Annotated in this window: 22 protein-coding genes; 9 read left to right on the top strand and 13 right to left on the bottom strand. The window is 66.2% G+C overall.

What is annotated here, in order from left to right; genetic code table 11:
* Positions 1–3: 3 nt before the first annotated feature.
* The 3 genes from VN706_02855 to VN706_02845 all read right to left on the bottom strand — a co-directional run bounded on the left by VN706_02855 (position 4) and on the right by VN706_02845 (position 3,107).
* Positions 4–678 carry a DNA-3-methyladenine glycosylase gene (locus VN706_02855; protein HXT14543.1) on the bottom strand — a complete coding sequence of 225 codons (675 nt, stop codon included), beginning with the start codon at positions 676–678 and terminating at the stop codon, positions 4–6.
* The gene (locus VN706_02850; GenBank protein HXT14542.1) at positions 675–2,594 is read right to left on the bottom strand and encodes an NYN domain-containing protein; all 1,920 of its coding nucleotides are present in this window, start codon (positions 2,592–2,594) and stop codon (positions 675–677) included. Before VN706_02850 ends, VN706_02855 begins: the two co-directional genes overlap by 4 nt.
* Positions 2,595–2,684: 90 nt before the next feature.
* Positions 2,685–3,107, bottom strand: coding sequence for a secondary thiamine-phosphate synthase enzyme YjbQ (locus tag VN706_02845; protein ID HXT14541.1), 423 nt, complete (start codon positions 3,105–3,107; stop codon positions 2,685–2,687).
* Between the two features lie 101 nt (positions 3,108–3,208).
* On the opposite strand from VN706_02845, the gene VN706_02840 reads away from it, so the two are divergent.
* From VN706_02840 to VN706_02820, 5 genes are read left to right on the top strand one after another with little or no spacing between them, the layout of a single operon-like run.
* The gene (locus VN706_02840; GenBank protein HXT14540.1) at positions 3,209–4,453 is read left to right on the top strand and encodes a HAMP domain-containing sensor histidine kinase; all 1,245 of its coding nucleotides are present in this window, start codon (positions 3,209–3,211) and stop codon (positions 4,451–4,453) included.
* The gene (locus VN706_02835) at positions 4,443–4,730 is read left to right on the top strand and encodes a hypothetical protein (protein HXT14539.1); all 288 of its coding nucleotides are present in this window, start codon (positions 4,443–4,445) and stop codon (positions 4,728–4,730) included. Before VN706_02840 ends, VN706_02835 begins: the two co-directional genes overlap by 11 nt.
* 18 nt (positions 4,731–4,748) lie before the next feature.
* Positions 4,749–6,137 (top strand): sigma-54 dependent transcriptional regulator, encoded by a 1,389-nt coding sequence (locus VN706_02830; protein ID HXT14538.1) that lies wholly within the window; start codon positions 4,749–4,751, stop codon positions 6,135–6,137.
* Positions 6,138–6,159: 22 nt separating this feature from the next.
* Positions 6,160–7,893 carry a hypothetical protein gene (locus tag VN706_02825; protein HXT14537.1) on the top strand — a complete coding sequence of 578 codons (1,734 nt, stop codon included), beginning with the start codon at positions 6,160–6,162 and terminating at the stop codon, positions 7,891–7,893.
* Between the two features lie 2 nt (positions 7,894–7,895).
* Positions 7,896–8,549, top strand: coding sequence for a hypothetical protein (locus VN706_02820; GenBank protein HXT14536.1), 654 nt, complete (start codon positions 7,896–7,898; stop codon positions 8,547–8,549).
* 205 nt (positions 8,550–8,754) lie between these two features.
* Here the strand turns inward: VN706_02820 and VN706_02815 are convergent, their stop codons facing one another.
* The 4 genes from VN706_02815 to VN706_02800 form a co-directional block, all read right to left on the bottom strand.
* Positions 8,755–9,375, bottom strand: coding sequence for an HNH endonuclease (locus VN706_02815; GenBank protein HXT14535.1), 621 nt, complete (start codon positions 9,373–9,375; stop codon positions 8,755–8,757).
* Between the two features lie 76 nt (positions 9,376–9,451).
* Positions 9,452–10,804: an amidohydrolase family protein gene (locus VN706_02810; protein ID HXT14534.1), complete on the bottom strand. Its 1,353-nt coding sequence runs from the start codon at positions 10,802–10,804 to the stop codon at positions 9,452–9,454.
* A 5-nt stretch (positions 10,805–10,809) separates the two neighbouring features.
* On the bottom strand, positions 10,810–11,571 hold the full coding sequence (locus VN706_02805) for a hypothetical protein (GenBank protein HXT14533.1): 762 nt from the start codon (positions 11,569–11,571) through the stop codon (positions 10,810–10,812).
* A 20-nt stretch (positions 11,572–11,591) separates the two neighbouring features.
* Entirely contained in the window at positions 11,592–14,087 is a 2,496-nt protein-coding gene (locus VN706_02800) for a PBP1A family penicillin-binding protein (protein ID HXT14532.1), read from the bottom strand.
* 147 nt (positions 14,088–14,234) lie between these two features.
* Between VN706_02800 and tyrS the strand changes: the two genes are divergently transcribed.
* On the top strand, positions 14,235–15,512 hold the full coding sequence (gene tyrS, locus VN706_02795; GenBank protein HXT14531.1) for a tyrosine--tRNA ligase: 1,278 nt from the start codon (positions 14,235–14,237) through the stop codon (positions 15,510–15,512).
* A 98-nt stretch (positions 15,513–15,610) separates the two neighbouring features.
* Here tyrS and VN706_02790 read toward each other — a convergent pair whose 3' ends face one another.
* From VN706_02790 to VN706_02765, 6 genes are all read right to left on the bottom strand, one after another.
* Positions 15,611–16,762: an aminotransferase class V-fold PLP-dependent enzyme gene (locus VN706_02790; GenBank protein ID HXT14530.1), complete on the bottom strand. Its 1,152-nt coding sequence runs from the start codon at positions 16,760–16,762 to the stop codon at positions 15,611–15,613.
* Positions 16,759–17,640: an ABC transporter permease gene (locus VN706_02785; protein ID HXT14529.1), complete on the bottom strand. Its 882-nt coding sequence runs from the start codon at positions 17,638–17,640 to the stop codon at positions 16,759–16,761. Before VN706_02785 ends, VN706_02790 begins: the two co-directional genes overlap by 4 nt.
* Positions 17,641–17,642: 2 nt before the next feature.
* The gene (locus tag VN706_02780) at positions 17,643–18,608 is read right to left on the bottom strand and encodes a lysophospholipid acyltransferase family protein (GenBank protein HXT14528.1); all 966 of its coding nucleotides are present in this window, start codon (positions 18,606–18,608) and stop codon (positions 17,643–17,645) included.
* 11 nt (positions 18,609–18,619) lie between these two features.
* Positions 18,620–19,717 (bottom strand): glycosyltransferase family 4 protein, encoded by a 1,098-nt coding sequence (locus VN706_02775; protein HXT14527.1) that lies wholly within the window; start codon positions 19,715–19,717, stop codon positions 18,620–18,622.
* A gap of 82 nt (positions 19,718–19,799) precedes the next feature.
* The gene (locus tag VN706_02770; GenBank protein ID HXT14526.1) at positions 19,800–21,632 is read right to left on the bottom strand and encodes an ABC transporter transmembrane domain-containing protein; all 1,833 of its coding nucleotides are present in this window, start codon (positions 21,630–21,632) and stop codon (positions 19,800–19,802) included.
* A gap of 64 nt (positions 21,633–21,696) precedes the next feature.
* Positions 21,697–23,259 carry a response regulator gene (locus tag VN706_02765; protein ID HXT14525.1) on the bottom strand — a complete coding sequence of 521 codons (1,563 nt, stop codon included), beginning with the start codon at positions 23,257–23,259 and terminating at the stop codon, positions 21,697–21,699.
* A 102-nt stretch (positions 23,260–23,361) separates the two neighbouring features.
* Here VN706_02765 and VN706_02760 point away from each other — a divergent pair, with 102 nt between their 5' ends.
* From VN706_02760 to VN706_02750, 3 genes are all read left to right on the top strand, one after another.
* Complete coding sequence (locus VN706_02760; protein ID HXT14524.1) at positions 23,362–23,778, top strand: hypothetical protein; 417 nt, start codon at positions 23,362–23,364, stop codon at positions 23,776–23,778.
* 68 nt (positions 23,779–23,846) lie between these two features.
* Positions 23,847–24,698: a DnaB-like helicase C-terminal domain-containing protein gene (locus VN706_02755; protein ID HXT14523.1), complete on the top strand. Its 852-nt coding sequence runs from the start codon at positions 23,847–23,849 to the stop codon at positions 24,696–24,698.
* Positions 24,699–24,707: 9 nt separating this feature from the next.
* Positions 24,708–26,060 carry a tetratricopeptide repeat protein gene (locus tag VN706_02750; GenBank protein ID HXT14522.1) on the top strand — a complete coding sequence of 451 codons (1,353 nt, stop codon included), beginning with the start codon at positions 24,708–24,710 and terminating at the stop codon, positions 26,058–26,060.
* Positions 26,061–26,063 lie beyond the last annotated feature (3 nt).

Raw genomic sequence — 26,063 nt, 5'->3', positions numbered from 1 at the left:
GTTCTACCCTTCGCCCGCGCGTCGCTCGCCGAACACGCGCCGCGGGAAATGCGATGGTGTCTTCGACACGTACGCATTTCCCGTCACGAACCAACGCAGATGGTGCTCCGCCCACTGCGTGATGCCGATGCGCGGCGTGACGGTCACGTCGCGATCGGCCACGGGCGCTCCGGCGCGGATCACGAGCGGCGGACGCTGTAACGGCGCCCAATTGTGATCGCGCGTAATGCCCAGTGCGAGACACAACTTTCCCGGACCGTTCGTGAGGTCGACGTCGCGACGGACCTTTGGCCGGCGTCGCCGCATCAAGTCGATGCCCCGGACCGGCTCGATCGCACGCACGAGCACCGCGCTCGGCTGATGCTCGGCGCGCGTGACCGCGTTGAAGCACCAGTACATGCCGTAGATGAAGTACACGTACGCGATACCCGGCGGACCGTAAAGCGGCGCCGTTCGCGCGGTGCGGCCGGCGGCGGCATGGCACGCGAGATCCTCTTCGCCGAGGTAGGCTTCGGTCTCGACGATGCGTCCCGACGCCACGCCGTCCGGCGTCCGACACTCGAGCACGGTGCCGAGCAGGTCGCGGGCAACTTGCTCGGTGGGGCGATTATAAAACTCTGATGGCAGCGGCGGCGTGAGACGAGAACGCCGCGCTTTGGGCGCGGCGTTGCTCGTCATTCTTCCGTCGTGGCGCTCGCACCCTTCTTGGCTCGGGCGCGAGTCGCGGTCTTCTTCGCGCCGCCCCGTGCACCGCGTTTGGCTTTTGCAGCGGGTGCAACTGCCGTTTCCGCCGCAGGCGGCGGAGCTGGCGGAGGTGCCGCGGCCGCCGTCTTCTTTGCGCCGCCTCGTCCACGTCCGCCGCGACTGCGCTTGGAGGCGGACTCCGGTGAACGCGCGCCACCGTTGTCCGCGGCCGAAGGTTGCGGCGCCGGCGGAGTGGCCGCCGGCTCTTCGACGATGCCGACCGACAGCAAATCGGCTGGCGGCACGGCCAACCGACCGCGTCCGCCGCCTCCGCGCGCACCGCCGCCACGTGGTCCCATCCCCAGCCGCGGCTGCGGGATGGCGGGATTCGCGGCGGCCGATGCCGCCTTGATGGCCCGTTCGTTCGACGCGACCTGATCCGCCACCGATCCTGACTCGGCCGAACGACCGACCTCGAAATCGTCGCCGCGGCGGCGAAGGTCGATGATGTTCTCATCGTGCGCGTCCTTCAAGATGCGCACGAACATCCGGTCGCTGAGACTCTCGGAGTCGCGACCGAGCAGTTGACGCGCGCGACGGCGAACTTCGCTCGCGCGAACAGACTCTTCGCCACGAACGAGATCGTTCACCGTGCGGCGCACCAGATCGAACGCTTCAGCGCGCGTGAGGCGCTCGCCGCCAACACCCGCGCCGTCCGACGCGCGCGACGGCTCGGACGCGAGCTCGAGTTGCGCCGGCCGCGGAGCAGCAGCCACCGGCTCGGCAGCGACTTTGGACTCGTCGCGGCTCGCGTCGGGTTCCGAAGTTTCGCGCGCCGGCTGCTCGGCACGATCGGTTCGCTCGCCACGCTCCGGCGGGCGATCGCCGCGCTCCGGACGATCGCCACGATCGCGGCCGCGACCACCACGACCACGCCGGCTGCGGCGCGGCCCGCGTTCCTCTCGACCTTCACGCTCTTCGCGGCCTTCACGGCCCTCGCGCTCTTCGCTCGTTGTCGCCGACGTTTCGACCGCCAAATCTTCGGCGTCACCGCGCGGCGTTTGCATCGCGGTCGACGTGGACGGCGTCGTGCTGGGGATATCCACCTCGAGCTGCCCGTTATCGAGCTTCGTCACCGAGAGCAGGCCGCGATGCGCGGCCTCCTGGCAGAAGCGCGAGAACTTGGAGATGCCGAGGTTTTTTTCGTCGAACGTGGAGTCGATCTCCTGCATCACCTGCTTCAGGCGGTCGGAGCGCATGACGTCGTTGTTGCGCTTCATGCGCTGCACCGCTTCGGTGACGAGCTCCCACGGATCGTACTTGCGGGCATTCTGCTCGTCGTCGCTCGACTTCACGAGGCCGGCGAGGGCGTTGTAGCTGTAGTACTCGTCGCAGTTCTGCACGAGCAGATCGCTGGACGATTCGCGAATGCCGACGCCGATGACGTACTTGCCGTATTCCTTGAGCTTGATGACGAGGCTCGAAAAATCGGAGTCGCCGGAGAGCAGAATGAACGTGCCGATCTCGGGGCGGGTGAAGACGAGCTCGAGCGCGTCGATCGCCAGGCGGATGTCGGTGGCGTTCTTCTTGGACGCGCCGTACGCCGGGGCGAAAATGAGATCGATGGACGCTTCGGAAAGCGGCACGATGTACTGCGGATAGCGCCGCCAGTCGGCGTACGCCCGCTGCACGGCGACTTTGCCTTTGATGATCTCGGACGAGAGCAGACTGCGCAGCTCTTTTCCGAGATCGGAGCGAATCCCCATCGTGACGTTGTCGAAGTCGATGAGGAGGGCCGCGTTGGGGGCGTGGATCTGCACGCCGTACTGCTGTGCGCTGACAGCTTGCGGACCGCGGGCAATGAGGGCGCTGGCCGACCGTGTCGGCGTGCGCGAATGTCTAGAATTCATGCATGATTGGCTCTAAGGATCAGACTGGGGAATTTAGGCCCACCCTAAGCGTAAAGCGATGGGCGGCTGCGCTGGGCGATGAGCCCACCGCTATTCGCCCATGGCTTTCAATATCACCCGCTTCTTCCGCTGCCCGTCCCATTCGCCATAAAAGATGCGCTGCCACGGGCCAAGGTCGAGGCGCCCTGCCGTCACGGGGACGATCACCTCGTGGCCGATCGTCAACGAGCGCAAATGCGCGGCCGCGTTGTCTTCACCCGTGCCGGTATTGTGCCGGTAGCGCTCCGGATCCCACGGCGCGATCGACTGCTCGAGCCAATCGAGAATGTCCTGCCACAATCCCGGTTCGTGATCGTTGACGAACACCGATGCCGAGATGTGCATCGCGGAGACGAGCACCATACCTTCGCGAATGGCCGCCGAGGCGCGGCAGGCGTCGACCTGGTCGGTGATGTCGATGATTTCCTGCCGGCGCTTCGTCTCGAACGTGAGGTAATCCGTATGCGTTTTCATCGCGCGTGAAGGGCGGTGTGAGGGTGGTTGGCCGTGCGGCGGGCCCGTATGTTTGACTCGAAACCGCTGCCAGACGCCATGCGTACGGGAGGAGAGTCTACGTGAAGCGTGTCGGATTTCGCGGCCGCCTCTTTCTCATCCTGCTGGCCTTCGCGCTCATTCCGTCGGTGTTGATCTCGTCCGCGTGGAGCACCATGGGTTCGGTGGTGCTGCCCTTGGCGGGAGCGACCGCCGCGTGGGATAGTCTCACGGCGACGGGCGAGCGGGCAATCGCCGCGGCACGGAGTGCGCCGCTGACCGCGGAGGAACGTCGTGCCGTTGATGTCCACGAACAAAACCTGCGGCAAAGTCTGGTGATGTCCAGGCGCGCCGACTTCGTCTTTCACGAACTGGCGCGCAAGCTGGCGCTCGCGACCCTGTTCACCGTGCTGCTCATCGGTATCGTGGCGTCGCGCGTCGCCGGACATCTCAGCCGCAATTTGAGTCGCCCCCTTCAAGACCTCGTCGGATGGACGGAGCGCATCGGCCGCGGTGAACCGTTGCCGACGACGCCGCCGCGCCGCGGCGCGCCGGAGTTCGAGGTGCTGCGACGCGGGATGCGCGCCATGGCGAGTGAGCTCGAGCTCGGACGCGCGCGCGCCCTCGAGGCCGAACGGGCCGCCGCCCTGCGCGAGAGCGCACGCCAGGTCGCGCATGAACTAAAAAATCCGCTCACGCCGATTCGCTTCGCCGTCGACCGATTGCGCCGCGACGCGCCGCCCGAATTGAGCGAGACGGTCGAAGTGCTCGCGATCGAGTCGGAGCGCCTGGAGAACATGGCGCGCAGCTTCGCGCAGTTCGGCCGGCTGCCCGAAGGACCAAGTGCCGCGGTGGACGTCGGCGAGCTCGCGCGCTACACGGCGCGCACCGCGATTCCACCGACGCTCGCATCGAACGTGAGCGTCGGCGACGACGTGCCGATGATCGAAGGACATCACGACGCACTCGCGCGCGCGTTGACGAATGTGATTCTCAACGCTGTTGACGCATGCGCGGCGGACGGTCGCGTCGACGTGAGCGTTCGCAAGACATCGATGCCGGGCGAGCACGAGGCAGTGGAGATTGCGGTCGCGGACTCCGGGTGCGGCATTTCACCAGACCGGCTCGCGCGCATCTGGGATCCGTACGTGACGTCGAAGCCCGGCGGCACAGGACTCGGCCTCGCGATCGCGCGCCAGACCGTGCTCGCGCATCGCGGAATGGTCCAGGCGGAAAGCGCCGTCGGGCGCGGCACCACGATTCGATTTCTCTTGCCGGCGGCGACCGGCACCACCGGCACCAACGGGAGGCGGACGAATGGTGATTGACCCGATTTCGATTCCGATCGTCGCAATCTGCGCCGCGGCGGTCATTGCGATCTTCGCACCGCTCGCGCGCGCGTACGGCAAGCGTCTGGATCGCGTGGACACACGGCCGCCGGCGTTGCCCGCCGACGTCGCCATGCGCCTCGAGCGCATGGAACAGGCGCTCGACTCGATCGCGATCGAGGTCGAACGGATCTCGGAAGGCCAGCGCTTCACCACCAAGCTTTTAGCCGAACGGAACAACTCGGGGGGCTCGGGCGTACCGGAAGCGAAATCCTAAACGGAGCCCACCCGCTTCATGCCCAGCGTTCTGATCATCGACGACGAGCCGAACATCCGACGCATGGTTGGTGCGTTGCTGTCGGCGGAAGGGTACGAGGTACGCGACGCGCAGGACGGAGCCTCGGGTCTCGCACGCGCGACCGAGGCCGAGCCGGATGTGGTGCTGCTCGATTTGATGATGCCGGGCGACATGGACGGGATGGCGACGCTCGCCCGCGTGCGCGAGTCGGTGCCCGAGGTGCCGGTGATCATGATGAGCGGCCGCGCCGGATTGAGCGACGCGGTCAAAGCCACCAAACTCGGCGCCTTCAATTTTCTTGAAAAGCCGCTGAGTCCCGAGAGCGTGCTGCTCGCGCTGTCGTCGGCGATCGAGTTGCGCCAGGCGCGGCGCGAAGCAAAAGTGTTGCGCGCGGATCTCGGCTTGAGCGGCGAGATGATCGGCGACAGTCCCGCGATGCAGCAGGTGCGAGAGCTCATCGCGCGCGTGGCGCCGAGTGACGCGCGCGTCGTGGTCACGGGCGAATCCGGAACGGGCAAGGAGCTCGTCGCCGCGGCGATTCACCACGACAGCACGCGGCGCGAACGGCCGTTCGTGCGCGTCAACTGCGCGGCGATTCCCCGCGACCTGGTCGAGAGCGAGATGTTCGGCCACGAACGCGGCGCGTTCACGGGCGCGACCGATCGGCGCATTGGGCGGTTCGAGCTGGCGCATCGCGGGACGCTCTTCCTCGATGAAGTCGGCGATCTCGGCGCCGAGGCGCAGGCGAAGTTGTTGCGGGCGATCGAGGCGAAGGAGATCGAGCGCGTCGGCGGCGGGAAGCCGATCGCGGTCGACGTGCGCATCGTGTCGGCGACGAACAAGGATCTGACGCGGGCGGTGGCGGACGGATCGTTCCGTGAGGATTTGCTATTTAGACTCAATGTGATACCAATTCACATTCCTCCACTGCGCGAGCGGCCGAGCGACATTCCGGCCCTCGTGCGACACTTCTCCGCCCTGCACCGCATGCGCACCGGCCAGCCGCTGCCGGCGTGGACCGACGATGCGATCGCCGCGTTCACGCGCTACGGCTGGCCCGGCAACGTCCGCGAGCTCGCGAACATCATCGAGCGCCTGGCGATTCTGCACGCCGGCAAGATCGTGGACGACGCCGCGGTTGCCGCCGTGTTGCCGGTCGAACGCGCATCACGTAACAATCATACGCCGTCGCCGCTCGCCGATCCCGTCGCACTGGATCACTCCTTGAGCGACACGCTCGACGATTATGAGCGTTTACTCATTTCACGCGCGCTGTCGATGGCCGGCGGCAACGTCGCCGAGGCGGCGCGCCGGCTCAAGACCGATCGTCCGAATCTGTACCGCCGCATGCGCCGCCTGGGTATTGGCGTCGGCGCGGCGTCATGACCATTTCCTTTCGGGAGTTGTGATGCGCAAGTCGACGCTGTCCGGGCTGGCCGCGTTCGCATTCGCCGTCGCGGCCGCGATGCTCGCGCGGCCCGCCACGGCCCAGCAGGCGCCGAGCGCCGCGCAGGCACTCCCGCGGGACGTGCGTCGCGAGGTGGTCGAGCGCTGGAACGGGCCGAGCGAGCTGCGCGCGACCAGCCGCACGGAGATCGATTCGACGGAGCAAGTGCGCGGCGACGTGAGCGTGTTGCGCGGTCCGCTGATCATCGCCGGACACATCACCGGCAACGTTCTCGCCATCAACAGCGACGTGATTCTGCGGCCGGGCGCGCGCGTCGACGGCAACCTGCTGGTCGTCGGCGGCGACGTCGACGGCCGCAACGCGGCGCGCGTCGACGGCAGCATTCGTATCTACCGGCAGGAGCTGGCGTATCGCGAGGAGGGCAATCGCATCGTCGACGTGGGCGAGATCGCCGCGGCTGACGATGAGAAGTGGTGGAGACGCCTGGAGCGCCAGCGCAGGCAGGATTGGCACGACGTGTTTCGCATCGTGCAGGCGGGCCCCTACAATCGCGTCGAAGGGCTGCCGATCGCGTTCGGTCCCGCGCTCAACGATCCCACCGCGTGGGGCAGCATTCGCCTCGACGCGGCCGCGATCATTCGCACCGGCAGCACGTTCGACGACGAGCACGGCGACGTCGGTGACAAGATTCGCACCGAGCTGCGCTTTGGGCACGACTTCGGCATCGGCGTCGGGGGGCGCGCGTACAACGTCGTCGAACCGGTCGAATCGTGGCAGTTGAGCGATCTCGAAACCGCGCTGGCCGCGTTCGTCGCGCGCCGCGACTATCGCGACTACTACGAACGGCACGGCGGCAACGCGTACATGACGGTGTTCGGCGCACGCAATCTGAGCTTCACCGGCTCGTACGGCGAAGAGCGCTGGACCTCGCGCACGCTGCGGAATCCATTCACGATCTTCAACGGCGAGCGGCCGTGGCGCGCGAATCCGACCGTCGACGAAGGCCTGTTTCACATGGGCGACGTGTCGCTCCGCTTCGACACGCGCACCGACCCCGACGATCCGTGGTCGGGCTGGTACCTCAACACCGACATCGAGCACGGCCGCGGCACGTTCAGGAGCGTCGCGCCCACGTCGGAGCCGCGGAACGTCGATCTCGGCGTGAACAGCTACACGCGCGGCTTCTTCGACATGCGGCGGTACAATCGCCTCGGCCCCAGCGCGCAGCTCAACATGCGCGTGGTGCTCGGCGGCTGGCTCGGCGGCGATCCGCTGCCGCTCGAGCGGCGGCTGTCGGTGGACGGACCCGGTGCGCTGCCCGGATTCGGCTTTCGTGAATTCTCACGAGGCGCCGACGTCGGCACGTGCACGTCGGGCATCGGCATCGTGAATGGAACGCCGGCGGAATGCGATCGCATCGCGCTGGCGCAGATCGAGTATCGCGGCGATCTCAAGCTGGACTTCACGGGCGATTGGGAAGATTGGCCGAAGCACTATCGCTCGGCGCATGGGGACATCACCTGGGTGTTCTTCGCCGATGCGGGCCGAGGATGGAAGGTCGGGACGCCGGACGAAGTGCTGACGTATGCGAGCAACAGCTTTCCGTCGCTGTCGTCGTTTCGTTCGGACCTGGGGTTGGGTCTCGACATCGGCGGCGTGGGGATCTACGCGGCGAAGGCGCTGTCGTCCGCCGAACCGGTGAACTTCTTCGTTCGGCTGAGACATCGCTTCTGATCGTGCGATTCCTTCTCGCCGTCGCGACGGTCGCTCTCGTTGCATCACTGGGCCCGCGGTCGCTTCATGCGCAGCGGGTCGCGAGCGATGCGCGCCGGCTGGACATCGTCGTCAACCCGCCGGCCGCGCTGACCGAGGGGCCGACGATCGCGAGCGAGAATCTGCTCGGCGATCCGAAGACGCGCGAGCATCTGCGCAACGGATTTCCGGCGCGCGTGCATTATCGGCTCGAGCTGTGGAAGAAGGGACTGTTCGATGAGCCGAACGGCCGCGCGGATTGGGACGTGCTCGTGGCGTACGATCCGTCGTCGCAGTTGTATCTGGTGCGGCGGACGAGCGATCAGAACGTCGTGGAGAATTTCGGCGGGTTCGCGACGCTGACGTCGGCGGAGGCGCAGTTTGGGCGGCCGTTCCGGGTCGGATTGCATCCGACGAAATCAGGACGGTATTATTACAATTTAGTGATCGAGATCCAGACGCTGACCGAGTCGGATCTCGACGCGCTGCAGCAGTGGTTGCGGGGGCCGACGGCGCCGGGCAAGGGCGGCAATCCGTTGACGTCGCTGCGGAGCGGGTTGGGGACGTTGTTTTCGCGGCTGCTCGGCGGGGGGTCGGAGCGGAGGGAGGCGCAGTCGGGGATTTTTACTGTTCCGTAGCGAGACGACAGCGTCCGAGCGAAGCCGGGGTCGCGGAAACAACGGTGAATTACGACAACGTCTGACAAGATCTGACAAGATCCGATAACTGCTCCTGCATGTGGAACAGCCTCGGGAAGCTCCTGTGAGCGTCCCGAGGCTGTTCTTCTCAAGTCTTTGGCGTCGTTACAGACGTGGTCAGATTTTGTCAGACGTCGTCGTCGTATCAGTGTGCGTGCGCATGCCCGTGCGCGTGGCCATGTCCCAGCGGATGCCGCAGCCCCCGTTGCTCGAGCTGCTCGAGATGGTGCAGGACTTCGCTGCCGTAGAACGTCTTGATGTAGCGCGCCTGCGTCGGCGTCAGGCGGCGCACCGCCCAACTCAGGTGCACGAAGTGCGGTTCGACCGGATGCGTCAACGGATGCATTCCGATTTCGTCGGGCAACCGATTGCCTTTGCGCGTGTTGCACGGGCTGCAGGCCGCGACCACGTTCGTCCACTCATTGCTGCCGCCGCGCGACAACGGAATGAGGTGGTCGCGCGTCAGCGCCTCGCGCGGCTTGAGCTCGGTGATGTGCCGTCCGCAGTATTGGCAGCGATAGTGATCGCGCGCGAACAGGAACGTGTTGGTGACCTGACGGCGGAAGCGGCGCGGGACGTGAATGAACTTCGTCAGCCGGATGACCGCCGGGCGCGGCATAGTCAGCCGCTCGGATCGAACGACGCGGTCGGTATCCGTCTCGACGATCTCAGCCTTGCCGTCGATCACGAGACGAAGCGCCCGCCGCATCGGAACCATCGTCAGCGGCTCATATGACGCGTTCAATGCCAGGCAACCAAGCACCATACTTGAAGCTAGGGTGGTGTCACGAGGGCGACAAGATACTGCTTCGATCCAGGCGCCTGCTTGCTCCGACGTGAGCTTAGACGACGCCCTTCATCTCACCGCCCGACGCAAGCCATTCAGCGAGCTTTTCACCCAGATCTCGCATTCGATCCGCCAAACCTGGTCGCGGCGCGACGAGAGTGCCGTCACGAACCAGCACCTGTCCCGCAACACTCACGAATCGTGCTCGCGCGGCGGCGACCGAGAACACGGCGGCGGTCACCGGATCCTGCGTCGGGCCGATGGCGTCGAGCGGGAACGCGGCGAGGTCCGCCTCTTTACCGACCTCCAGAGTGCCCACAACGTCACCGATACCGATCGCCTGCGCGCCGCCGATGGTCGCCAACTCCAGCATCTCGTTCGCGGTCGGCGTTTCGAACGACAGCGTGCGCGCGCGCTGCGACAGCAACGCGACACGCGCCTCCTCGAGCAGATCCATGCGATTGTTGCTCGCCATCGAGTCCGATCCCAATCCGATCGCGATCGCGGCGCCAAGCATCTCGTCGAGCGGAGCGACGCCGTGTCCGAGCTTGGCGTTCGAGACGGGGCAATGCGCCACGCTCGAACGCGACTGCGCGATGCGCGCGATGTCCTGCTCGTCGACTCGTACGCAATGAATGAGGAGTGGCTCGAGCTCGAGCACACCGAGCGCATGCAGCAGTTCGATGGACGACCGCGCGCGCGGCGATACGGCGATGCCGCGGCGGCGCAGTCCTTCGGCGAACGAGCCCCGCGCGTCGACGACCAGCTCGCGTTCGACCTCGCTCTCCGCGATGTGTACGGCCATACGCAGATGCTGCGTGCGCGCGAAATCGACGGCGGCGCGAAAGAGATCGTCCGAGACCGTGTACGGCGCGTGCGGCGATATGCCGACGCGCAGGCGCGGCGTCTCGAGATACCGCAGTCCCGCCACCTGTTCGCGGAGCACCGCCATCGACTCCGCAACCTGCGCCGGATCCGGCCCGAACACTTCCTGATACATGATCCCGCGCACGCCGGCTTCGCGCATCGCTTGCATGACGACGCCCGACGAGCACGTGTCGGCGTACGACGTCACGCCGCTCAGCAGGCCTTCCTCGATCCCGTAGCGCGCGGAATCGAGCAGCGCATCGCGATCGAAGAGGGCGCGGCGCGCGTTGGTCAGGCGCAGAATCCATCGCCGGAAATCGAGATCCTCGAGGAAGCCGCGCATTGCGGTGAGCTCGAGGTGACAGTGCGCGTTCACGAGGCCCGGCATGAGCAGGACGTCGCCCAAATCAGTCTCGTCGGCTGAAGGTGCATCGGCGGCGGTGCCGACGAACGTGATGCGGCCGCCGTCGACCGCGACCACGCCGTCGGCGATCGGCGGCTCGGCGATCGGAACGATCCAGCGAGCGCGGTAGCGGATCATGCGCTTTACGCGGCGCGGCGCGTCGTCTTCGATCCGTGGCGGCGCGGATCGTACAGATCCTCGTCGCGCACGCCGATCTTCCGGGCCAGCGCCAACGGCCGAGCGACGTCGGCGACCTGCTCGCGCGTGTGGCCGTCGGATCCGAGCGAGATTCGCACGCCGCGCTCGTGCGCGCGGCGGACCAGGCGCTCGTGCGGGGTGTAACGATTCGAGATCTCGAAAGCGATCCCGCCCTGGTAGAGCGCGTCGACGAGCCGTGTCTCGTGCGCTTCGGTCCACAGGTCGTGCGCGCTCACGGTGCGGAACTTCATCGCGACGAGCGTGGGATGCGCGAGAATGTCGACCGGCATCTCGCTCGCAAACCGCTCCAGATACGCGATGTGCGCCTCCATGTACTCGGCCGGCGAGAGATCGACCAGGTCCCGTCGCGAGAACACGTGCAACAGTCTGCCGTCCGGCAACCCGATCGCGTGGAGCGACCCGACGCGGTGGGTGAAGCGGCGGACGACGTCGTCCGGGATCTCGCGCCACAGATGGTCGTGATAACAGAACTCGCCACCGCGGAGGATGGGGTGCCGTTCGAGCGCGTCGAGGTATTCCCGCACTTCATCGACGCTCTCGATGGTTCGGGACACGTCGCGCGAGATGTGATCGGCGAGAGACGGCACGACGCCCAATGCGGCGGCGCGCTCGACCACCTCGTCGATGGTGAGCGCGCCGTCGGAAAACGTGGAGTGGGCGTGGCAGTCAACTGGCTGCCAGTTCATGATTGATTAATAATCGTTCTTTAATTCAACTTTAGTGTATCCGGCCGCGGCCGGATGGTGTCCGGCCGAGGGCGGGTGGTGTCCGGGCGAGGCCGAACGCGCGTCGTATCGATCCGCGTCGTATCACGCGGCCGCGGACGCGTCGTGGAATCGCGCGGCGGCAGGCTAAAGATGGAACTGTCGCGGTAGCGACGCGAGGTGTCGCGTGGCTGCGGCCGGCCCGGCTGGATCGGCGCCGTCTGCCCCGGCACGACCACCGTGGTACCCGGCGCGCGGCCGGAATCAATGCCCGGACGCGGCGGACCGCCCGTCGGATATGAGCCGGGCGGGTATGCACTCGGGGGATTCGTGCCCGGGGGATACAGCGCGCCGACGCCAGACGTATCCGGATACAACCCACCGGTGTGCACGTCGCACTGCAGAATCGGGTCGGTGCCCGGAATGAAGAACTCATTGCCGACCAGCGACCGCGGACAATAGGGCGTCGCGAGCATGTTGGTGCTGAAGTCGATCTGTCGCGTGACGATGTCGGCGGGCATTGGCCAGTCGCGCGGCGCGGGGCGTTTCTTGTAAACCTCGGTCATGAACGCCGTCCACACGGGCGCCGCGAGAATGCCGCCCTGCGCGTTCGCCTTGATCTTTTGCGGCTTGTCGAACCCCATCCACACGCCGGCCACGAGATCCGACGTGTAGCCGACGTACCAGACGTTGGTGCCGTCGTTGGTCGTTCCCGTCTTGCCGCCGGCGGGATAGTGGAACTGCGAGCCGACGCTCCCTGCCGCGGTACCGCGCTGCACCACGTCCTTCATGACGCTGACCATGAGCCAGGCTTCCTCGGGCGACAGCACCGGAGTCGTCTGCGGCTGCGGCTCCCACAGCACATTGCCCTTCTGATCTTCGACGCGTGTGATCGCGATCGGCGCGGCGCGGGTGCCCAGCGTGGCGAAGGTCGAGTACGCGGCGACGAGCTCGATCGGATACACGTCGGCCGCGCCGATGAAGATCGACGGATAGCCGGGGATCGGCGTCGTGATGCCGAACTTGCGCGCTTCGTCGATCACGCTCTGCGTCCCGAGCTCGATGCCCAACCGAATGGTCGGCACGTTGCGCGACTGATAGAGCGCGCGGCGCATGGGAATCTTGCCGGTGAAATCGTTCTCGTAGTTCTGCGGCGTCCACGTGTCGCCGGGGCCGATCTGCACGGTGAGCGGCGAGTCGTCGAGGATGTACGACAGCGGGCGGCCATTCTGAATGGCGTCGGCGTACACGATCGGCTTGAACGTCGATCCCGGCTGGCGCACCGCCTGAACGGCGCGATCGAACTTGCTGTCGTCGAAGTCACGGCCGCCGACGAGCGCGCGAATGGCGCCGGTCGTGGGATCCATCGCGATGAACGCGCCCTGCAGGTATGGCGAGTTGGCGCTCGGCTGATCCGCATCGGTGTTGCTCAGATGCGCGACGTAGCTCTCGTACGACCGGTGGGGATATGCGCCGTAGCGGCCGGCTTCGATCGCGCGAATCTGCCGCTCGAGCGCGCGCTCGGCGGCCGACTGCATGTCGAGGTCGAGCGTGGTGTAGACCTTGAGCCCTTGTTCGTACAGCTGCTTGCCGAACTTGTCGTCGAGCTGTTCGCGAATCCACTCGACGAAGTACGGCGCGATGTCGCCTGCTTCGACGCGCGCGGCGAGGCGCAGCGGGTAGGCTTGCGCCTGGCTTGCCGTCGAGGCGTCGATCACGCCGTCGTCGCGCATCATCGAGATGATGGTGTTGCGGCGCTGTACGGCGCGGTCGGGATAGAGGCGCGGGTTGTAGCGCGTCGGACTCTTGGGCAGCGCGGCGAGCGTTGCCGCCTCGGCGACATTGAGATCCTTCACCGATTTGCCGAAGTAGCGCTGCGCCGCCGTTTCGATGCCGTACGCGCCGCTGCCGAAGTTGATCTGGTTGACGTACAGCTCGAGGATGCGCTGTTTGGCGGCGGTGCGGCTGCCAAGCTCCTTCGTGTACCGCTGCTCGATGGCGCGGGCGACCTTGGCTTCCTTGAGCTTGCGAATGAGCGTCTTCTCACGCGACAGCCGCTCGGGAAAGATGTTCCGCGCCAGCTGCATGGTGATGGTCGAGAAGCCTTCGTCGAAGTTGCGCGACCGGAGATCGACGGCGAGCGCGCGAGGAACGCTGGCCCAGTCCACACCCGAGTGCTGATAGAAGCGTTTGTCTTCGGTCGTGATGAACGCCTGCCGGACGAGGGGAGGAATGTCGGCGAACTTCACGAGTGTGCGCTTCTCGAGGCCCAGTTCCGTGATGTAGCGGCCGTCGGCGGCGTAGAGTTTCGAGGTTTGATGCGGCTCGTAGTCGTCGAGCGCCGCGGCCGAAGGACACCGGCCGGCGCGACAGACCATGGCCCAGCTCGCGTAGGCGAAGCCCAACCCGAACGAGGCGAGAAAGCAGAGCGTCAGCGCCAGCCCGCGGGTGAAACCGGGGTGTCGCTCGCGAAAGCGTCGAGTGAAGGGGAATGCCATTATGCCATGATAATTGATCGTTCCTCACGGCGGCGCTTCGCGCCTTCGCTCGGAATTGCCTACACATCCTTCCTCACTGCGGCGCTTCGCGCCTTCGCTCGGAATTCCGCGTTTCCAGTTATTCCCCTCTCTGTCTAATTTTGTGCCATGCGATCTCATGCGCTGCTCGACGACCTGCAATGGCGCGGTTTGTTGTACCAAAGCACCGAAGAGGTCGGTGACCTCCTCAACAGCGGACCGATCAGCGGCTACATCGGGTTCGATCCGACAGCGCCGAGCCTGCATATCGGCACGTTGTTGGTCATCATGCTGCTGGTTCGGTTGCAGCGGCACGGGCATCGTCCGGTCGCGCTCGCCGGCGGCGGCACCGGATTGATCGGCGACCCCGGTGGCAAAACGTCCGAGCGTCCGCTGTCGGATGCCGCCACGGTGGCGGCGAATGCGGAATCGATCCGGCGTCAGCTCGAGCGATTCCTGGATTTCAGCGGATCGAACGCCGCGCGCATGGTGAACAACGCGGAATGGCTGGTCGAATTGCGCGCGGTGGACTTCATGCGCGACGTCGGCAAGCACTTCACCGTGAACTACATGCTGCAGAAGGATTCGGTGCAAGGCCGCATGGAGGCGGGCATCTCCTATACCGAGTTCTCATACATGCTGCTGCAGGCGTACGATTTTCTGGAGCTGCGCCGGCGGCACGACGTGCGGCTGCAAATGGGCGGAAGCGATCAGTGGGGCAACATCACGGCGGGCATCGAGCTCATTCGGCGCACGACGGGCCAGGACGCGCACGCGATCACGTCGCCGCTCGTCACGACCTCGGCGGGCACGAAGTTCGGCAAAACCGAAGCAGGCGCGGTCTGGCTCGATGCAAGCCTGACGACGCCATACAAGTTTTATCAATTCCTCATCACCGCCGACGATCGCGACGCGGGGCGTTATCTGCGGTATTTCACGCTGCTCGATCGCCCAACGATCGAGGAGCTCGACCGTGCGACGGCCGAACAGCCGGAAAAACGAGAGGCGCAGCGCGTGCTCGCGCGCGAGGTCACGACGATCGTGCACGGCGAACGCGCCGTCACTGCGGCGTCCGAAGTCTCCGAGCTGCTGTTTGGCGGCAAGGAACCGCAGTCATTGTCCCGAGAGGCATTGCAGGCGCTGGCGCTCGAGATTCCGGTGTTCACGCTCGAGCCGAAAGACGAACCGACGACGTACGATGTGCTCGAGGCGACGCTCGTCGGGCCCGACGCACTTTTCTCGAGCAAGGCCGACATGCGACGGATGCTGCAGCAGGGCGGCGTATATCTGAATGGCCGCCGCCTGTCGCCCGAGCGCGAGCCGCTGAAAAAAGAAGACCGACTCGGCGGGGAATTCGTGCTCGTGCGGAAAGGCGCGCGGTCGTACGGGCTGGTGAAGGTGAAATAGCGAGACCTCTGTCATCCTGAGCGGAGCGAAGGACCCCCTGTCGCTGCGGAACGCTCCTCCATCGGGGAACGGGTCTTTCCCCTTCGCTACGCTCAGGGTCAGGATGACATCAGGGCCAGAACGCGCCGTACCTCTTCTTCCGTGTTGTAGAAATGCGGCGACAACCGAATCGCGCCTTCGCGCACCGAATGCGCAACGTTCGCCGCATTGAGTCGCGCGCTCACGGCTTTCGCGTCTTTCGGACGCACCGAGACGATCGCCGCCCGCTTCGAGTTGTCCGCCGGCGTCGCCAGCTCGACGTCGTCACGATCGAGCGCCCAGTCGACGATCATCTGCGCCAGCCGCAGCGAGTGGCGCGACACATCGTCCGGCCCAAGCTCGTGAATGAGCTCGAGGCTCGCGTTCATGCCGGCGTAATCCTGATACGGCAGCGTGATGAACTCGAACCGGCGTGCATCGTCGCGCCATGTCAGATCGTAGTCCGTCAGCCGACTGAAGTCATCTGAATCCTTCACGGCGAGCCAACTCACGTCGTGCGGCTCGAGCTCGGCGATGAGCTCGCGGCGCACGTAGACGAACGCCGAGCCCCACGGTGACAGCAGCCACTTCTGCGCACCGCACGAAAAGATGTCCACGTGCGTCTGCCGCAGGTCGACGCGCAGCGGTCCTACGCCTTGAATGGCGTCGACCACGAAATACACGCCGCGCTCGCGACACACTGCGCCGAGCGCGGTGAGATCGACGGTCGCGCCGGACGAGAACTGCACCCAGGACACGGCCACCGCGCGAACGCGCTCATCCTCGAGCTCGCGGCGCAGCCGCTCGACGTCGAGGACGCCGCCGTCGCACGCGATCTGACGAAACTCGACACCGCGCCGCGCGGCGAGTTGCATCCACGGGTACACGTTCGCCGGAAACTCCATCGTCGGCGCGAGTACGACGTCGCCTTGCTTCAACGGCAGCGCGAATGCGGCGAGGTTGATTCCAAATGTCGTATTGGTCGCCAGCGCGATCTCGCCCGGCGTGGCGCCGATCAGCTTCGCGATCAGCTCACGTCCGCGCGCGAGCGTGCCGAACTGGAGCTCCTGCGGAATGCGCTGCGGGTTCGTGCGCAGTCTCGCCCACTCGTTGGTCGCGGCGACTGCGCGCGCCGGAAGCGGACCAGTCGACGCGTTGTTCAGGTAGATCGCTTCGCCCGCGTGCGCCCAGGGGAATTCGGTGCGGCGCAGCGCCTCGACGTCGTAGCTCACGGCCGCGAGATGTCGGGCAAGCCGGCGCCGCGCGGGATGGCGGCGCGGACCGCGCGCGGGTCGATCGCATCACGCAGCGCGTCGCCGAGCAGGTTGAATCCGAGCACCGCGGCGCCGATCGCGAGTCCGGGGAACACCGACGTCCACGGCGCGTGTCGAAGCTGGTACAAGTCGCGGCCGTCCGCGATCATCGAGCCCCAGCTTGGCGTTGGCGGCTGGACTCCGAGGCCAAGGAACGACAGCGACGACTCGGCCATGATGGCGCCGGCGACGCCGAGCGTCGCCGCGATGACGACAGGTGCCACCACGCTTGGCAAAATATGGTTGATGAGTATTCTCACATCACCGCTGCCCAACGCGCGCTCGGCCTGCACGAACTCGAGCTCGCGCACCACGAGCACCTGACCGCGCACCAGACGCGCCATGCCCGCCCAACCGACGACGCCGATCGTGATGAACACCACGGTGAGCGACGGCTGCAGCGCGGCGACCATCGCGATCAGCAGCAGCAGTGTCGGAAAGGCGAGCGTGACGTCGGCGAGCCGCATCACGATCTCGTCGATCCACCGGCCGTAATATCCGGCAATCAGTCCGAGCACCACGCCAAGCGCCAGGGCGATGCTCTGCGCTCCGATACCGACAGAGAGCGACACTCGCGCGCCGTAGACGAGCCGCGCCCACACGTCGCGCCCTTGAATGTCGGTGCCGAACCAGTGGCTCGGCGAGGGGCCCTCGAGCGAGTGAATGAGATCGATGCCGAAGGGATCGTGGCGGGCGACGATTGGCGCGCCAACCGCGAGCACCACGAGCAGCACGATCACGCCGCCGCCGAACCAGGCGCGTTTGTCGGTCTTCAGCCGGTCCGTAGCCCGGGACATGGTTATTTGCCCTCGCCCTGGCGAGGCATCAGCGGATCGCCCAACTCTGCCGGCGTTCCCGGCCGCTGATGCTTCCAGCGCCGATGATGCCAGAAGTATTGCTCGGGTGCGCGGCGAATCCAGCGCTCCAGCGTTTGCGTGTAATCGGCGACGATGCGCTCGACATCGGCTTCGCGGTCGTCCGTCTCGTCGATTTCGACCGGCTCGAACGTGAGTTGATAGCGGCCGGACGGCTGCCGTAGCGCGGCGCCGAACACGACCGGCGTCCCGAGCCGCAGGGCGAAGACCGCCGGACCGCGCGGTGTCTTCGCGTAGCGTCCGAAGAACGGCACCCACGTTGACGCGAGCCCCGCCGCGCCTTGATCGACGAGAAACGCGACCGCGCGTCCCGAGCGCAGCGAGCGCGGAACGCGACGAACCGCCGCGTCATCGTGAACGACCGTCATGCCAATGCGTTGCCGAGTCGTGGTGAGATAGCGATCGAAGAGCGGGTTGGCCATGTGCCGCGCCACCACGTCAATGGGCAAACCCCGTGCTGCGATATATGCGCCACCCAGTTCCCAGTTGCCGAGGTGGCCGCTGACCATGATCAGTCCTTTGCCGCGCGCCAGCCGCTCCTCGACGATGCTCCAGCCCTGCACTTCCTCGAACATATCGATGACCTGCGCCGCCGAATACGATGGCAACACGGCCGTCTCGATCGAGGTCCGGCCGAGGTGGCCGTAGCATGCGCGAGCGATCGCCAGCACCTCGCTCTCGCTCTTCTCCGGGAACGCGGCGCGCAATTGCCTCTCGACCACCTCCCGACGAATGCCGAGCGGCGCATAGCCGAAGCGACCGACCGTCTCGCCGAACGCGCCGGCGTGCTGAAAGCTGAGACGCTCCATCGCAGCGACGGCGCCGCGCAGCGCCGCATATTCCGCGCGATGCGCGAAGGTGGCGTGCGGCGCCGGAAGCGGCGCGGGCATGACGACGCCGCTCACCTCTTCGACCACTGACTGCGGTCTCCGCCCGCGTTCACCGCGCGCTCGAATGCGTCGATCATCGCCGACTCGGTAAATTCGCGCTGCACACGCGTGCGCGCGGCGTTACCCATCGCGGCCATTCTCTCGCGGCTCGCCAGGAACGCGGCGACGCTCGACGCGATGTTCGCCGGCTCGGCGGGCGGCAACAGTGTGCCCGTGATCGCGTCCGCGACGAAGTGCTGCGTCAGCGGCGATTTGTCGGCGATGACCGGAATGCGCATCGCCATGAAGTCGAGGCACGCGTACGCCGCGGTATCGCCGCCTGAAACGATCCAACCCGCTTCCGCAGCGCGCATCACGTCGAGCTCGTCCGGCGCATCGCCGACGAATGACACCAAAGCGCCGACGCCAAGCGCGGAAGCGTGCATCTTCAATTCCTCGTCGAGCGAACCTGGTCCGAACACGACGACGTGCATGTTGCGATGGCGCGGCGCGAGCAGCGCAAGCGTGCGAAACACGGTCGCGATGCGATAGCGTCCCGATTCATCGTAATGGCAGGCGATGATCATTCCTTCGGACGGCGCCTCGAGCAGCGCGCGCGAAACGGGCTCGAGCTCGTCGTACGCCGCGACGTCGACGCCGAGTGGAACAATGGCCGGTGGAAGCGCCCAACCGGCGCGCGGCAACTCGTCCAGCTCGCGCTGCGTAGTAATGATGAGCCCCGACGCGGCCAATCGCAGCGCGAGTTTGCCTCCGCGTTGCAGCTCGAGCGAATCGAAGCACGGTACGCGTCGCAGCACCGCGCCGCGGTCGGCGAACAACCGTGCCGAGCTCACGATGAGTTGGTCGCGTTCGGAGGTGACGACCGCGACTTCGATGAACTTCGATTGAATGACTTTGCGCAGATCCCACGCGCCACCGGCGGCGGATGCGTCGGCGTTCACCGGCACCGTTTCGATCTCGGCCGCGCGCGCCAGCTCGTCCAGGCGACTGTCGGCGCAACACGCGACCGTGACGAAGTGCCCGCGCGCGACGAGTCCCCGCGCCGCGGAGAGCACCGCGCGCGAGGACCCCGACCATCGCTTGTCCCCCACGTAGAACAAAACGCGCATTAGGTAACTCTGTACGGCGGAATTCCGAGCGTAGGTGCGAGCGGAGCGAACCGCCGAAGCGAGGAACAATGAACGCCCAACGCTACACACTCGCCGGAATTCTTTCGCTCCGCTCGTCGCGGAATTGCAACGAATGCAACCGGAAGTACGCGCCGCGTTCGGCCAGGAGCGCCGCGTGCGTACCTCGTTCGATGATGCGGCCGCGTTCGAGCACGAGAATCTGGTCGGCGTGGGTGACGGTAGACAAGCGATGCGCGATCACAAAGACGGTGCGGCCGGTCAGCAGGCGATCCACCGCCTCCTGGACGAGACGCTCCGATTCGGTGTCGAGCGCCGAGGTCGCTTCGTCGAGAATGAGCAGCGGCGGATCGACGAGCAGCGCGCGCGCGATCGCGATGCGTTGGCGCTGGCCGCCCGAGAGCCGCGTGCCGCGCTCGCCGAGCACCGTGGCGTAGCCCTGGGGCAGCGCCTTGATGAACTCGTGCGCGTTCGCGGCGCGCGCGGCGGTCTCGATCTGGGCATCGCTGTACTTGCCCGCCGCGCCGTACGCGATGTTGTTGCGCACGGTGTCGTTGAACAGCACGGTATCCTGGCTCACGATGCCGGTGAGTGCCCGCAGCGACGCGAGCGTGATCTCGCGCGTGTCGACGCCGTCGAGCGTGATGCGGCCGTCCGTCGGCTCGTAGAAGCGCGGGATGAGGTCGACGAGCGTCGTCTTGCCGGCTCCGCTGGCTCCGACGAGGGCGACGACGGAGCCCTTGGGCGCGGTGAAGGAAACGTCGCACAACACGGGCTCGGCGTCGTAGGCAAAGCTCACGCGCTCGAACGCGATACCGCGATCGAACGAGGTGACCACGCGTGTGCCGCGATCGCGTTGCGGTTCCGTCTTCTGGTCCAGCACCTCGAACAGCCGCTCCGCGGCCGCGAGCGATTGTTGCGCGGTCGTCGGCGCCTGCGACAGCTGTTTGAGTGGCGGCAGAAGGCGCATGACCATCGTCATGAAAACGATCAACGCCGCCGCGTCGAGACCGCCGCGGCCGTTGATTACCTCGGTCGCGCCGATCCACAAAATGAGCATCGCGATCGAGGTGCCGATCACTTCCGTGAGTGGTTGCGACAACGCGGCGACGCGGTTGATGCGCACCATGCCTTCGGAGTACCGATGGCTCGCTTCGGCGAACCGACGATCCTCGTACGCTTCCCCGCCGAACGACTTCACGAGTCGAATGCCTGAGGTGACTTCCTGGAGTACGCTGGTTGCCTCGCCGTAGTCGCTGCGGCTGCGTCGATAGCCATGACGCAACCGCCGCAGCAGTGGTTGGAGCGCGAGCGTCAGCACTGGCGCGACGACGAGAGACAACAATGTCAGCCGCACCGACATCACGATGAGCGTCGCGACATAGGTGATGATCTGCGCGGCATTCTGCACGGTGCGCGTCACGAGCTCCGTGATCAGCACCTTCGTCTGATCCGTGTCGGATACGATGCGCGAGATGATTTGCCCGGCCTTCATGCGATGGAAGTAGCCGAGCGGCAGCCGCTGCATGTGGCCGAAGACGCCATCGCGGAGATCGCGAGTCACGTACTCCTGGAGCGACGCGCCGAACTGGCCGGCGGCCCACACGAACACGTTTTTCACGAGCACGACGATGCCGATCGTGACGATCACGACCTCGAGCGCCTGCATGTGGGGGCGTCCGGTGATGAAGCGGCCGAGGACCCACTGGAGGACGCCGGTCACGACGCCCAAGTCGGGGAGCGGCGTCGAGTCGCCGTTGAGCTCCCGGAGGAATGGAATCAGCAGCGTGAACGAAAACGCGTCGAGGGCGGCCGCGATCACGTTGCAGATGATGTTGCCGGCCATTCGCCACCAGTGCGGACGGAGATAGCCCAGCAACCGCCGATACAGGACCATGGTTATCGCTCCTCCCTGCGGCGCTGCGCACCGTCGGTCGGAGTTCCGCGATGGAGCAGCATCCCTACCGCCGCGGCGTGAGAAGCGACACGGGCAGGATGCATTCCTCGGGCGTCACGCCGCCGTGCAGGAACGATCCGCGATACCGGCTCTGATACTCCCTGAGCTTCGTCGGATACACGAAAAACGAATCGCCGGTCGCGAGCAGCGAGTTGGCCCCGAGGCCGCGCCGGGGGAGTTTTAAAGAATCCTCATTAGTAAACAATAATGCCTGCTCCGGGTTCTCCGCCCGCAGGTCCTCGCCGAACTTGTAGCGCAGATTCTGCGTCGCGTCGCGCTTGGCGAACACCGTCGCCGGCGTCCGGCAGTGGATCGAGCCGTGATCGCTCGTGATCAGCACCTTCACCTTCCGCCGCGCCGCCTCCTGCAACACCGCGAACAGCGCCGAGCGCTTGAACCACTGCTGGGTGATCTGGCGCAGCGCGATCTCGTCGCGCGCCACCTCGTACAGGATCGCCGACTCCGAACGGCCGTGCGTCAGGAGATCGACGAAGTTGAACACGAACGCCGAAATCCCCTCGGGCGCGATGACGCGCGAGAGGCGCCGCTCGACGTCGTCGCCCTCGTTCGCCGTCGACACTTTTTCGTAGCGCACCGGCAGCTTGGAGCCGAGCTCGGCGAGCTGCGCCTCGAGCAATTGGCGTTCGTGCGCGTTGAGCGTCTCGTCTTCACGCTCGCCCCACCAGTCGGGGAAGCGCGCCGCGATCTCGGCCGGAAACAAGCCGCTGAACAGCGCGTTCCGCGAATACGGCGTCGCCGTGGGCAGCACGCTGAAATAGTGCGTCGTCTCGATGTCGAACATCGGCGCGATGATCGGTTCGAGCGCGCGCCATTGATCCAGCCGGAGACAATCGACGATCACGAAGAGCGCCTGTTTGTCCGCCTTGAAGATCGGCATCAGGAACTCGGGCACGATGTCGATCGACAGCGGCGGCCGGTCGCCCTCGAGGTCGCGCAGCCAGCCGGGATAAGCCGACTTCATGTAGATCGCGAACTCGCGGCGGAGATCGGGATAGAGGCCCTGGAGCGACTCGTACAAACCCGTTTCGTTCGCGGCCGCGAGATCGAGATCCCACTGCACGACCTCGATGTAGCGGTCGATCCATTGCCGCCAGGTCAGGCCGCGCAACGGCTCTTCCTGCAGGTCGCGGAAGCGCTCGACGAACTTGCGCGCCACCGCTTGCTGGCGAATACGCGAGCCCTCGAGGAGACGCGTGATCGCCGCATAGACCTGGCGCGGCGTGACCGGCTTGACGAGGTAGCCCTCGAGCGCATTGCCGATCGCTTCGGTCATCGTCGAGTCTTCCTCGCTCTTGGTGACCATCACGATCGCGACATTGGGGTCGGCTTCGCGCAGCTCGCGCAGCGCGTCGAGGCCGCGCTTGCCCGGCATCTGCTCGTCGAGGAGCACGAGGTTGAAGGGCTTGCGGCGGACCATCTCCACCGCGTCGTCGGCGTTGGTGACGGTTTCAACGTCGAACCACTTGTCCCGCAAGAAGATGCGGTGCGGTTCGAGGAGCTCCGCCTCATCGTCAACCCAGAGGACGGATTTCGCCGGTTGAGCCATTTGGGAAATATAGGGCGTCGGGGCGTCGGGGCGTCGGGGCGTCGGGGGGCGTATGGGCGTATGGGCGTCGGGGCGTATGGGCGAGTTTGCTATTATTGACGCGTGCCGTCGCTGCCATCGCTCAACCCGCCGTACGCCCTGGCGCCGAACTTCTTTCGGTTTCCGGCGCTCGCTGCGCTCGCCGGGCGCGCGGCCCTCGGCGGGCAGCGTGAAGTCGCGCTGGCGATTTATCTCGCCGCGAGACTGGCGCACGATACGCTGCCCGAGCGGGGGCTGAGCGGAGCGTTGCGTACGGATCGCGCGACAAGCGCCAAGACGTGGCTCGCGAATTTGGCGCTTCCGACTCCCGTGCGGCCCGCGATCGCCAAGCTGGTCGAAGCCTCCGCCGGGACGCCCGCCGCGGCCGCCGACGGCGTCCGCAATGTGATCGCCGTCACCGCGACGTTTCTCGATCCGCACGCACGATTGGAACTCGATCGCCTGGCCGCGACGCTCGATGCGCAAGCGCTTGTGGGATAAGCGCTAACAAGCGTCTCCCCGAGGTTCTGCTTCTTGCTCCGGCTCGATACAGGACCGTATTATGGCCCATGACGCGCAGCGCCGACATTTCCCCCCTTTCCGTCTTGCTGTCTCGTGTCGATGCCGTCAGCGACGGCGCACCAAGCCGTGACACCATCCCCTGCGGGTTCCCGAGTCTGGACAAGATGCTCGGCGGCGGATTCCGTCGCGGGGACCTGGTCGTGCTCGGGGGCGACGTCGGGAGCGGCAAGTCCGCGTTGGCGCTCGCCGTCGCGATTCGCGCCGCGTTTCAACCGTCGCGCGTCGCATTTCTCACCGCGGAGGCGAGTGTCGAGCGGGTGCTCGAGCGGGTCATCGCCATCGAGGCGCGGGCGCGCATCGACGATCTGCGCAACGGAACGCTCGACGAAGTCGCGCGGGCGAATGCCGGTGCGGTCGCGCTTCGGCTGCGCGATCATCTGCCGATCGTCGAGCGCATTAGCGGTCACTCGGTCGCGGAGCTCGAGACGCAGCTCCACGCGTTGCCCGAGGTCGATCTCGTCGTCCTCGATTCGATGACGGCGCTCGCCGGCGGGCAGCGCGATCTCGACGAGGAACTGTCGGTAGTCGTACGGCGCCTCAAGGCATTGGCCCTCGATCATCACGTCGCCATCATGACGACAGCGCCGCTGCCCCACCTCGTTGCCCGGCCGGATCGCCGCCCCACCCTCGACGACTTTGGCGCCTTGGGCTCCGTCAAGCAGCACGCCGACGTCGTGCTCGGCCTGTTTCGGCAGGACATGTATGAACCCGCGCGCGACATCGAAGGCGCGACGGAGCTGTTCGTTCGAAAGAATCGCAATGGGCCCACCGGGTACATCGATCTGTATTTCTACGCCCAGTGGATGCGTTTTGAAGACATGCTCGATCCCGACCGGTAGGAGTTTGTCATGCGAATGATTCGATCCGCGCTGCTCGTCGGCGCGGCCTTGTTCGGCTCAGGCTGCGCGGCCGCCATCTCCGGCAGCGGCGACAGCATTACGCGTCTCGAGAAGGCGCGGGCCGCTGACCCCCAGTCCGAGGCCGTCGAGCGGTCGCTCGGCATCGCGTACTTCAAAGGCAATCGCTACGACGATGCACGCGACGCGCTGAAGAAGGCCGCGGAGATGGATCCGCGAGACGGCGTCGCCGCGCTCTATCTGGGTCTTACCGCCGAAGCGCTGAACGACGTGCCCGGCGCGCGCGCCGCGTACCAGTCGTATCTCGCGGTCGGGAAGACGCGCGCGGCAAAGAAGCAAATCCAGGCGCGCCTCGAGGCGCTCAAACTCAAGGAAATTCAAGTCGAGGCGAAGGCCGCGCTCGCGCACGAATCGCAGCTCGACGGCGTCGTCGGGCCGCCGAACACCGTCGCCGTGATGCCGTTCACGTTCTACGGCAGCGATACCACGCTCAAGCCGATCGAGCGAGGGTTCGCCGAACTGGTGAGCACGGATCTGAGCCGCGTGTCGCGGTTGACGGTCGTCGAGCGCATGCGGCTGCAAGCCATCCTCGACGAGCTCTTGCTGCAACAACAACAGCAGCACGCGGGGCTCGCCGGCGGAACCGGCGTGCGCCTGGGCAAGCTGCTGCGTGTGCGGCAGATCGTGGCGGGCACCATTCAACAGCAGGGCAACGAGCTCACGGCGAACGCGATCGCGGTCGACGCCTCGAGCTCCACGGCGACGCCCGAGGCGCGCGATCAGCAGACGATCGACAATCTGTTCACGATGGAAAAGAACATCGTGCTCGGAATTCTGACGAACATGAGCGTGCAGCTGACGACCGCCGAGCGAAACGCGATCGAGCAGCGGCCGACGCGCTCGCTCGCGGCGTTCCTGTCGTTCAGCCGCGGACTCGAGCTCGAAGATCAGGGCCGCTTCGACGAAGCCGGCCGCCTTTTCGATAACGCGGTGCGACTCGATCCCGGATTCGGCCCCGCGCAGACAAAGAGTCAGGAAGCGAAGGGTGCGGCATCGGGTAACCAGGTGAGCGCGAGCACAGTCGAGTCGAGCCTTCGCGGGACGACGGAAGGCGCGGCGATCACGGCGGCGTCTCAGGGTTCGGTCACGACGAACACGTCGAGCGGTACGGCATCGACGGTGGCGGAAGGGTTGAACCCGTCGACGGCGGGCGGCGCGACGACGGGCGGCGGCACGACGACGACGCAGCCAGCGAAGGATCCGTCCTCGGGCACGGCGAGCGACAACCCGTCGACGAAGACCGCGAAGGTCACGATTCAGATCCATCAGCCGGGCCATCCGTGAGCG

This window comes from Gemmatimonadaceae bacterium, from assembly GCA_035606695.1.
Lineage (GTDB): Bacteria > Gemmatimonadota > Gemmatimonadetes > Gemmatimonadales > Gemmatimonadaceae > JAQBQB01.
The sequence above is the reverse complement of the archived record's forward strand: the minus strand, read 5'-3'. Positions and strand labels throughout refer to the sequence as shown.

Coding starts and splice junctions, on each gene's coding strand:
- VN706_02855 (HXT14543.1), bottom strand. CDS start 678: ATGACGAGCAACGCCGCGCCCAAAGCGCGGCGTTCTCGTCTCACGCCG.
- VN706_02850 (HXT14542.1), bottom strand. CDS start 2,594: ATGAATTCTAGACATTCGCGCACGCCGACACGGTCGGCCAGCGCCCTC.
- VN706_02845 (HXT14541.1), bottom strand. CDS start 3,107: ATGAAAACGCATACGGATTACCTCACGTTCGAGACGAAGCGCCGGCAG.
- VN706_02835 (HXT14539.1), top strand. CDS start 4,443: ATGGTGATTGACCCGATTTCGATTCCGATCGTCGCAATCTGCGCCGCG.
- VN706_02830 (HXT14538.1), top strand. CDS start 4,749: ATGCCCAGCGTTCTGATCATCGACGACGAGCCGAACATCCGACGCATG.
- VN706_02825 (HXT14537.1), top strand. CDS start 6,160: ATGCGCAAGTCGACGCTGTCCGGGCTGGCCGCGTTCGCATTCGCCGTC.
- VN706_02815 (HXT14535.1), bottom strand. CDS start 9,375: ATGGTGCTTGGTTGCCTGGCATTGAACGCGTCATATGAGCCGCTGACG.
- VN706_02810 (HXT14534.1), bottom strand. CDS start 10,804: ATGATCCGCTACCGCGCTCGCTGGATCGTTCCGATCGCCGAGCCGCCG.
- VN706_02805 (HXT14533.1), bottom strand. CDS start 11,571: ATGAACTGGCAGCCAGTTGACTGCCACGCCCACTCCACGTTTTCCGAC.
- VN706_02800 (HXT14532.1), bottom strand. CDS start 14,087: ATGGCATTCCCCTTCACTCGACGCTTTCGCGAGCGACACCCCGGTTTC.
- tyrS (HXT14531.1), top strand. CDS start 14,235: ATGCGATCTCATGCGCTGCTCGACGACCTGCAATGGCGCGGTTTGTTG.
- VN706_02785 (HXT14529.1), bottom strand. CDS start 17,640: ATGTCCCGGGCTACGGACCGGCTGAAGACCGACAAACGCGCCTGGTTC.
- VN706_02780 (HXT14528.1), bottom strand. CDS start 18,608: ATGCCCGCGCCGCTTCCGGCGCCGCACGCCACCTTCGCGCATCGCGCG.
- VN706_02775 (HXT14527.1), bottom strand. CDS start 19,717: ATGCGCGTTTTGTTCTACGTGGGGGACAAGCGATGGTCGGGGTCCTCG.
- VN706_02770 (HXT14526.1), bottom strand. CDS start 21,632: ATGGTCCTGTATCGGCGGTTGCTGGGCTATCTCCGTCCGCACTGGTGG.
- VN706_02765 (HXT14525.1), bottom strand. CDS start 23,259: ATGGCTCAACCGGCGAAATCCGTCCTCTGGGTTGACGATGAGGCGGAG.
- VN706_02755 (HXT14523.1), top strand. CDS start 23,847: ATGACGCGCAGCGCCGACATTTCCCCCCTTTCCGTCTTGCTGTCTCGT.
- VN706_02750 (HXT14522.1), top strand. CDS start 24,708: ATGCGAATGATTCGATCCGCGCTGCTCGTCGGCGCGGCCTTGTTCGGC.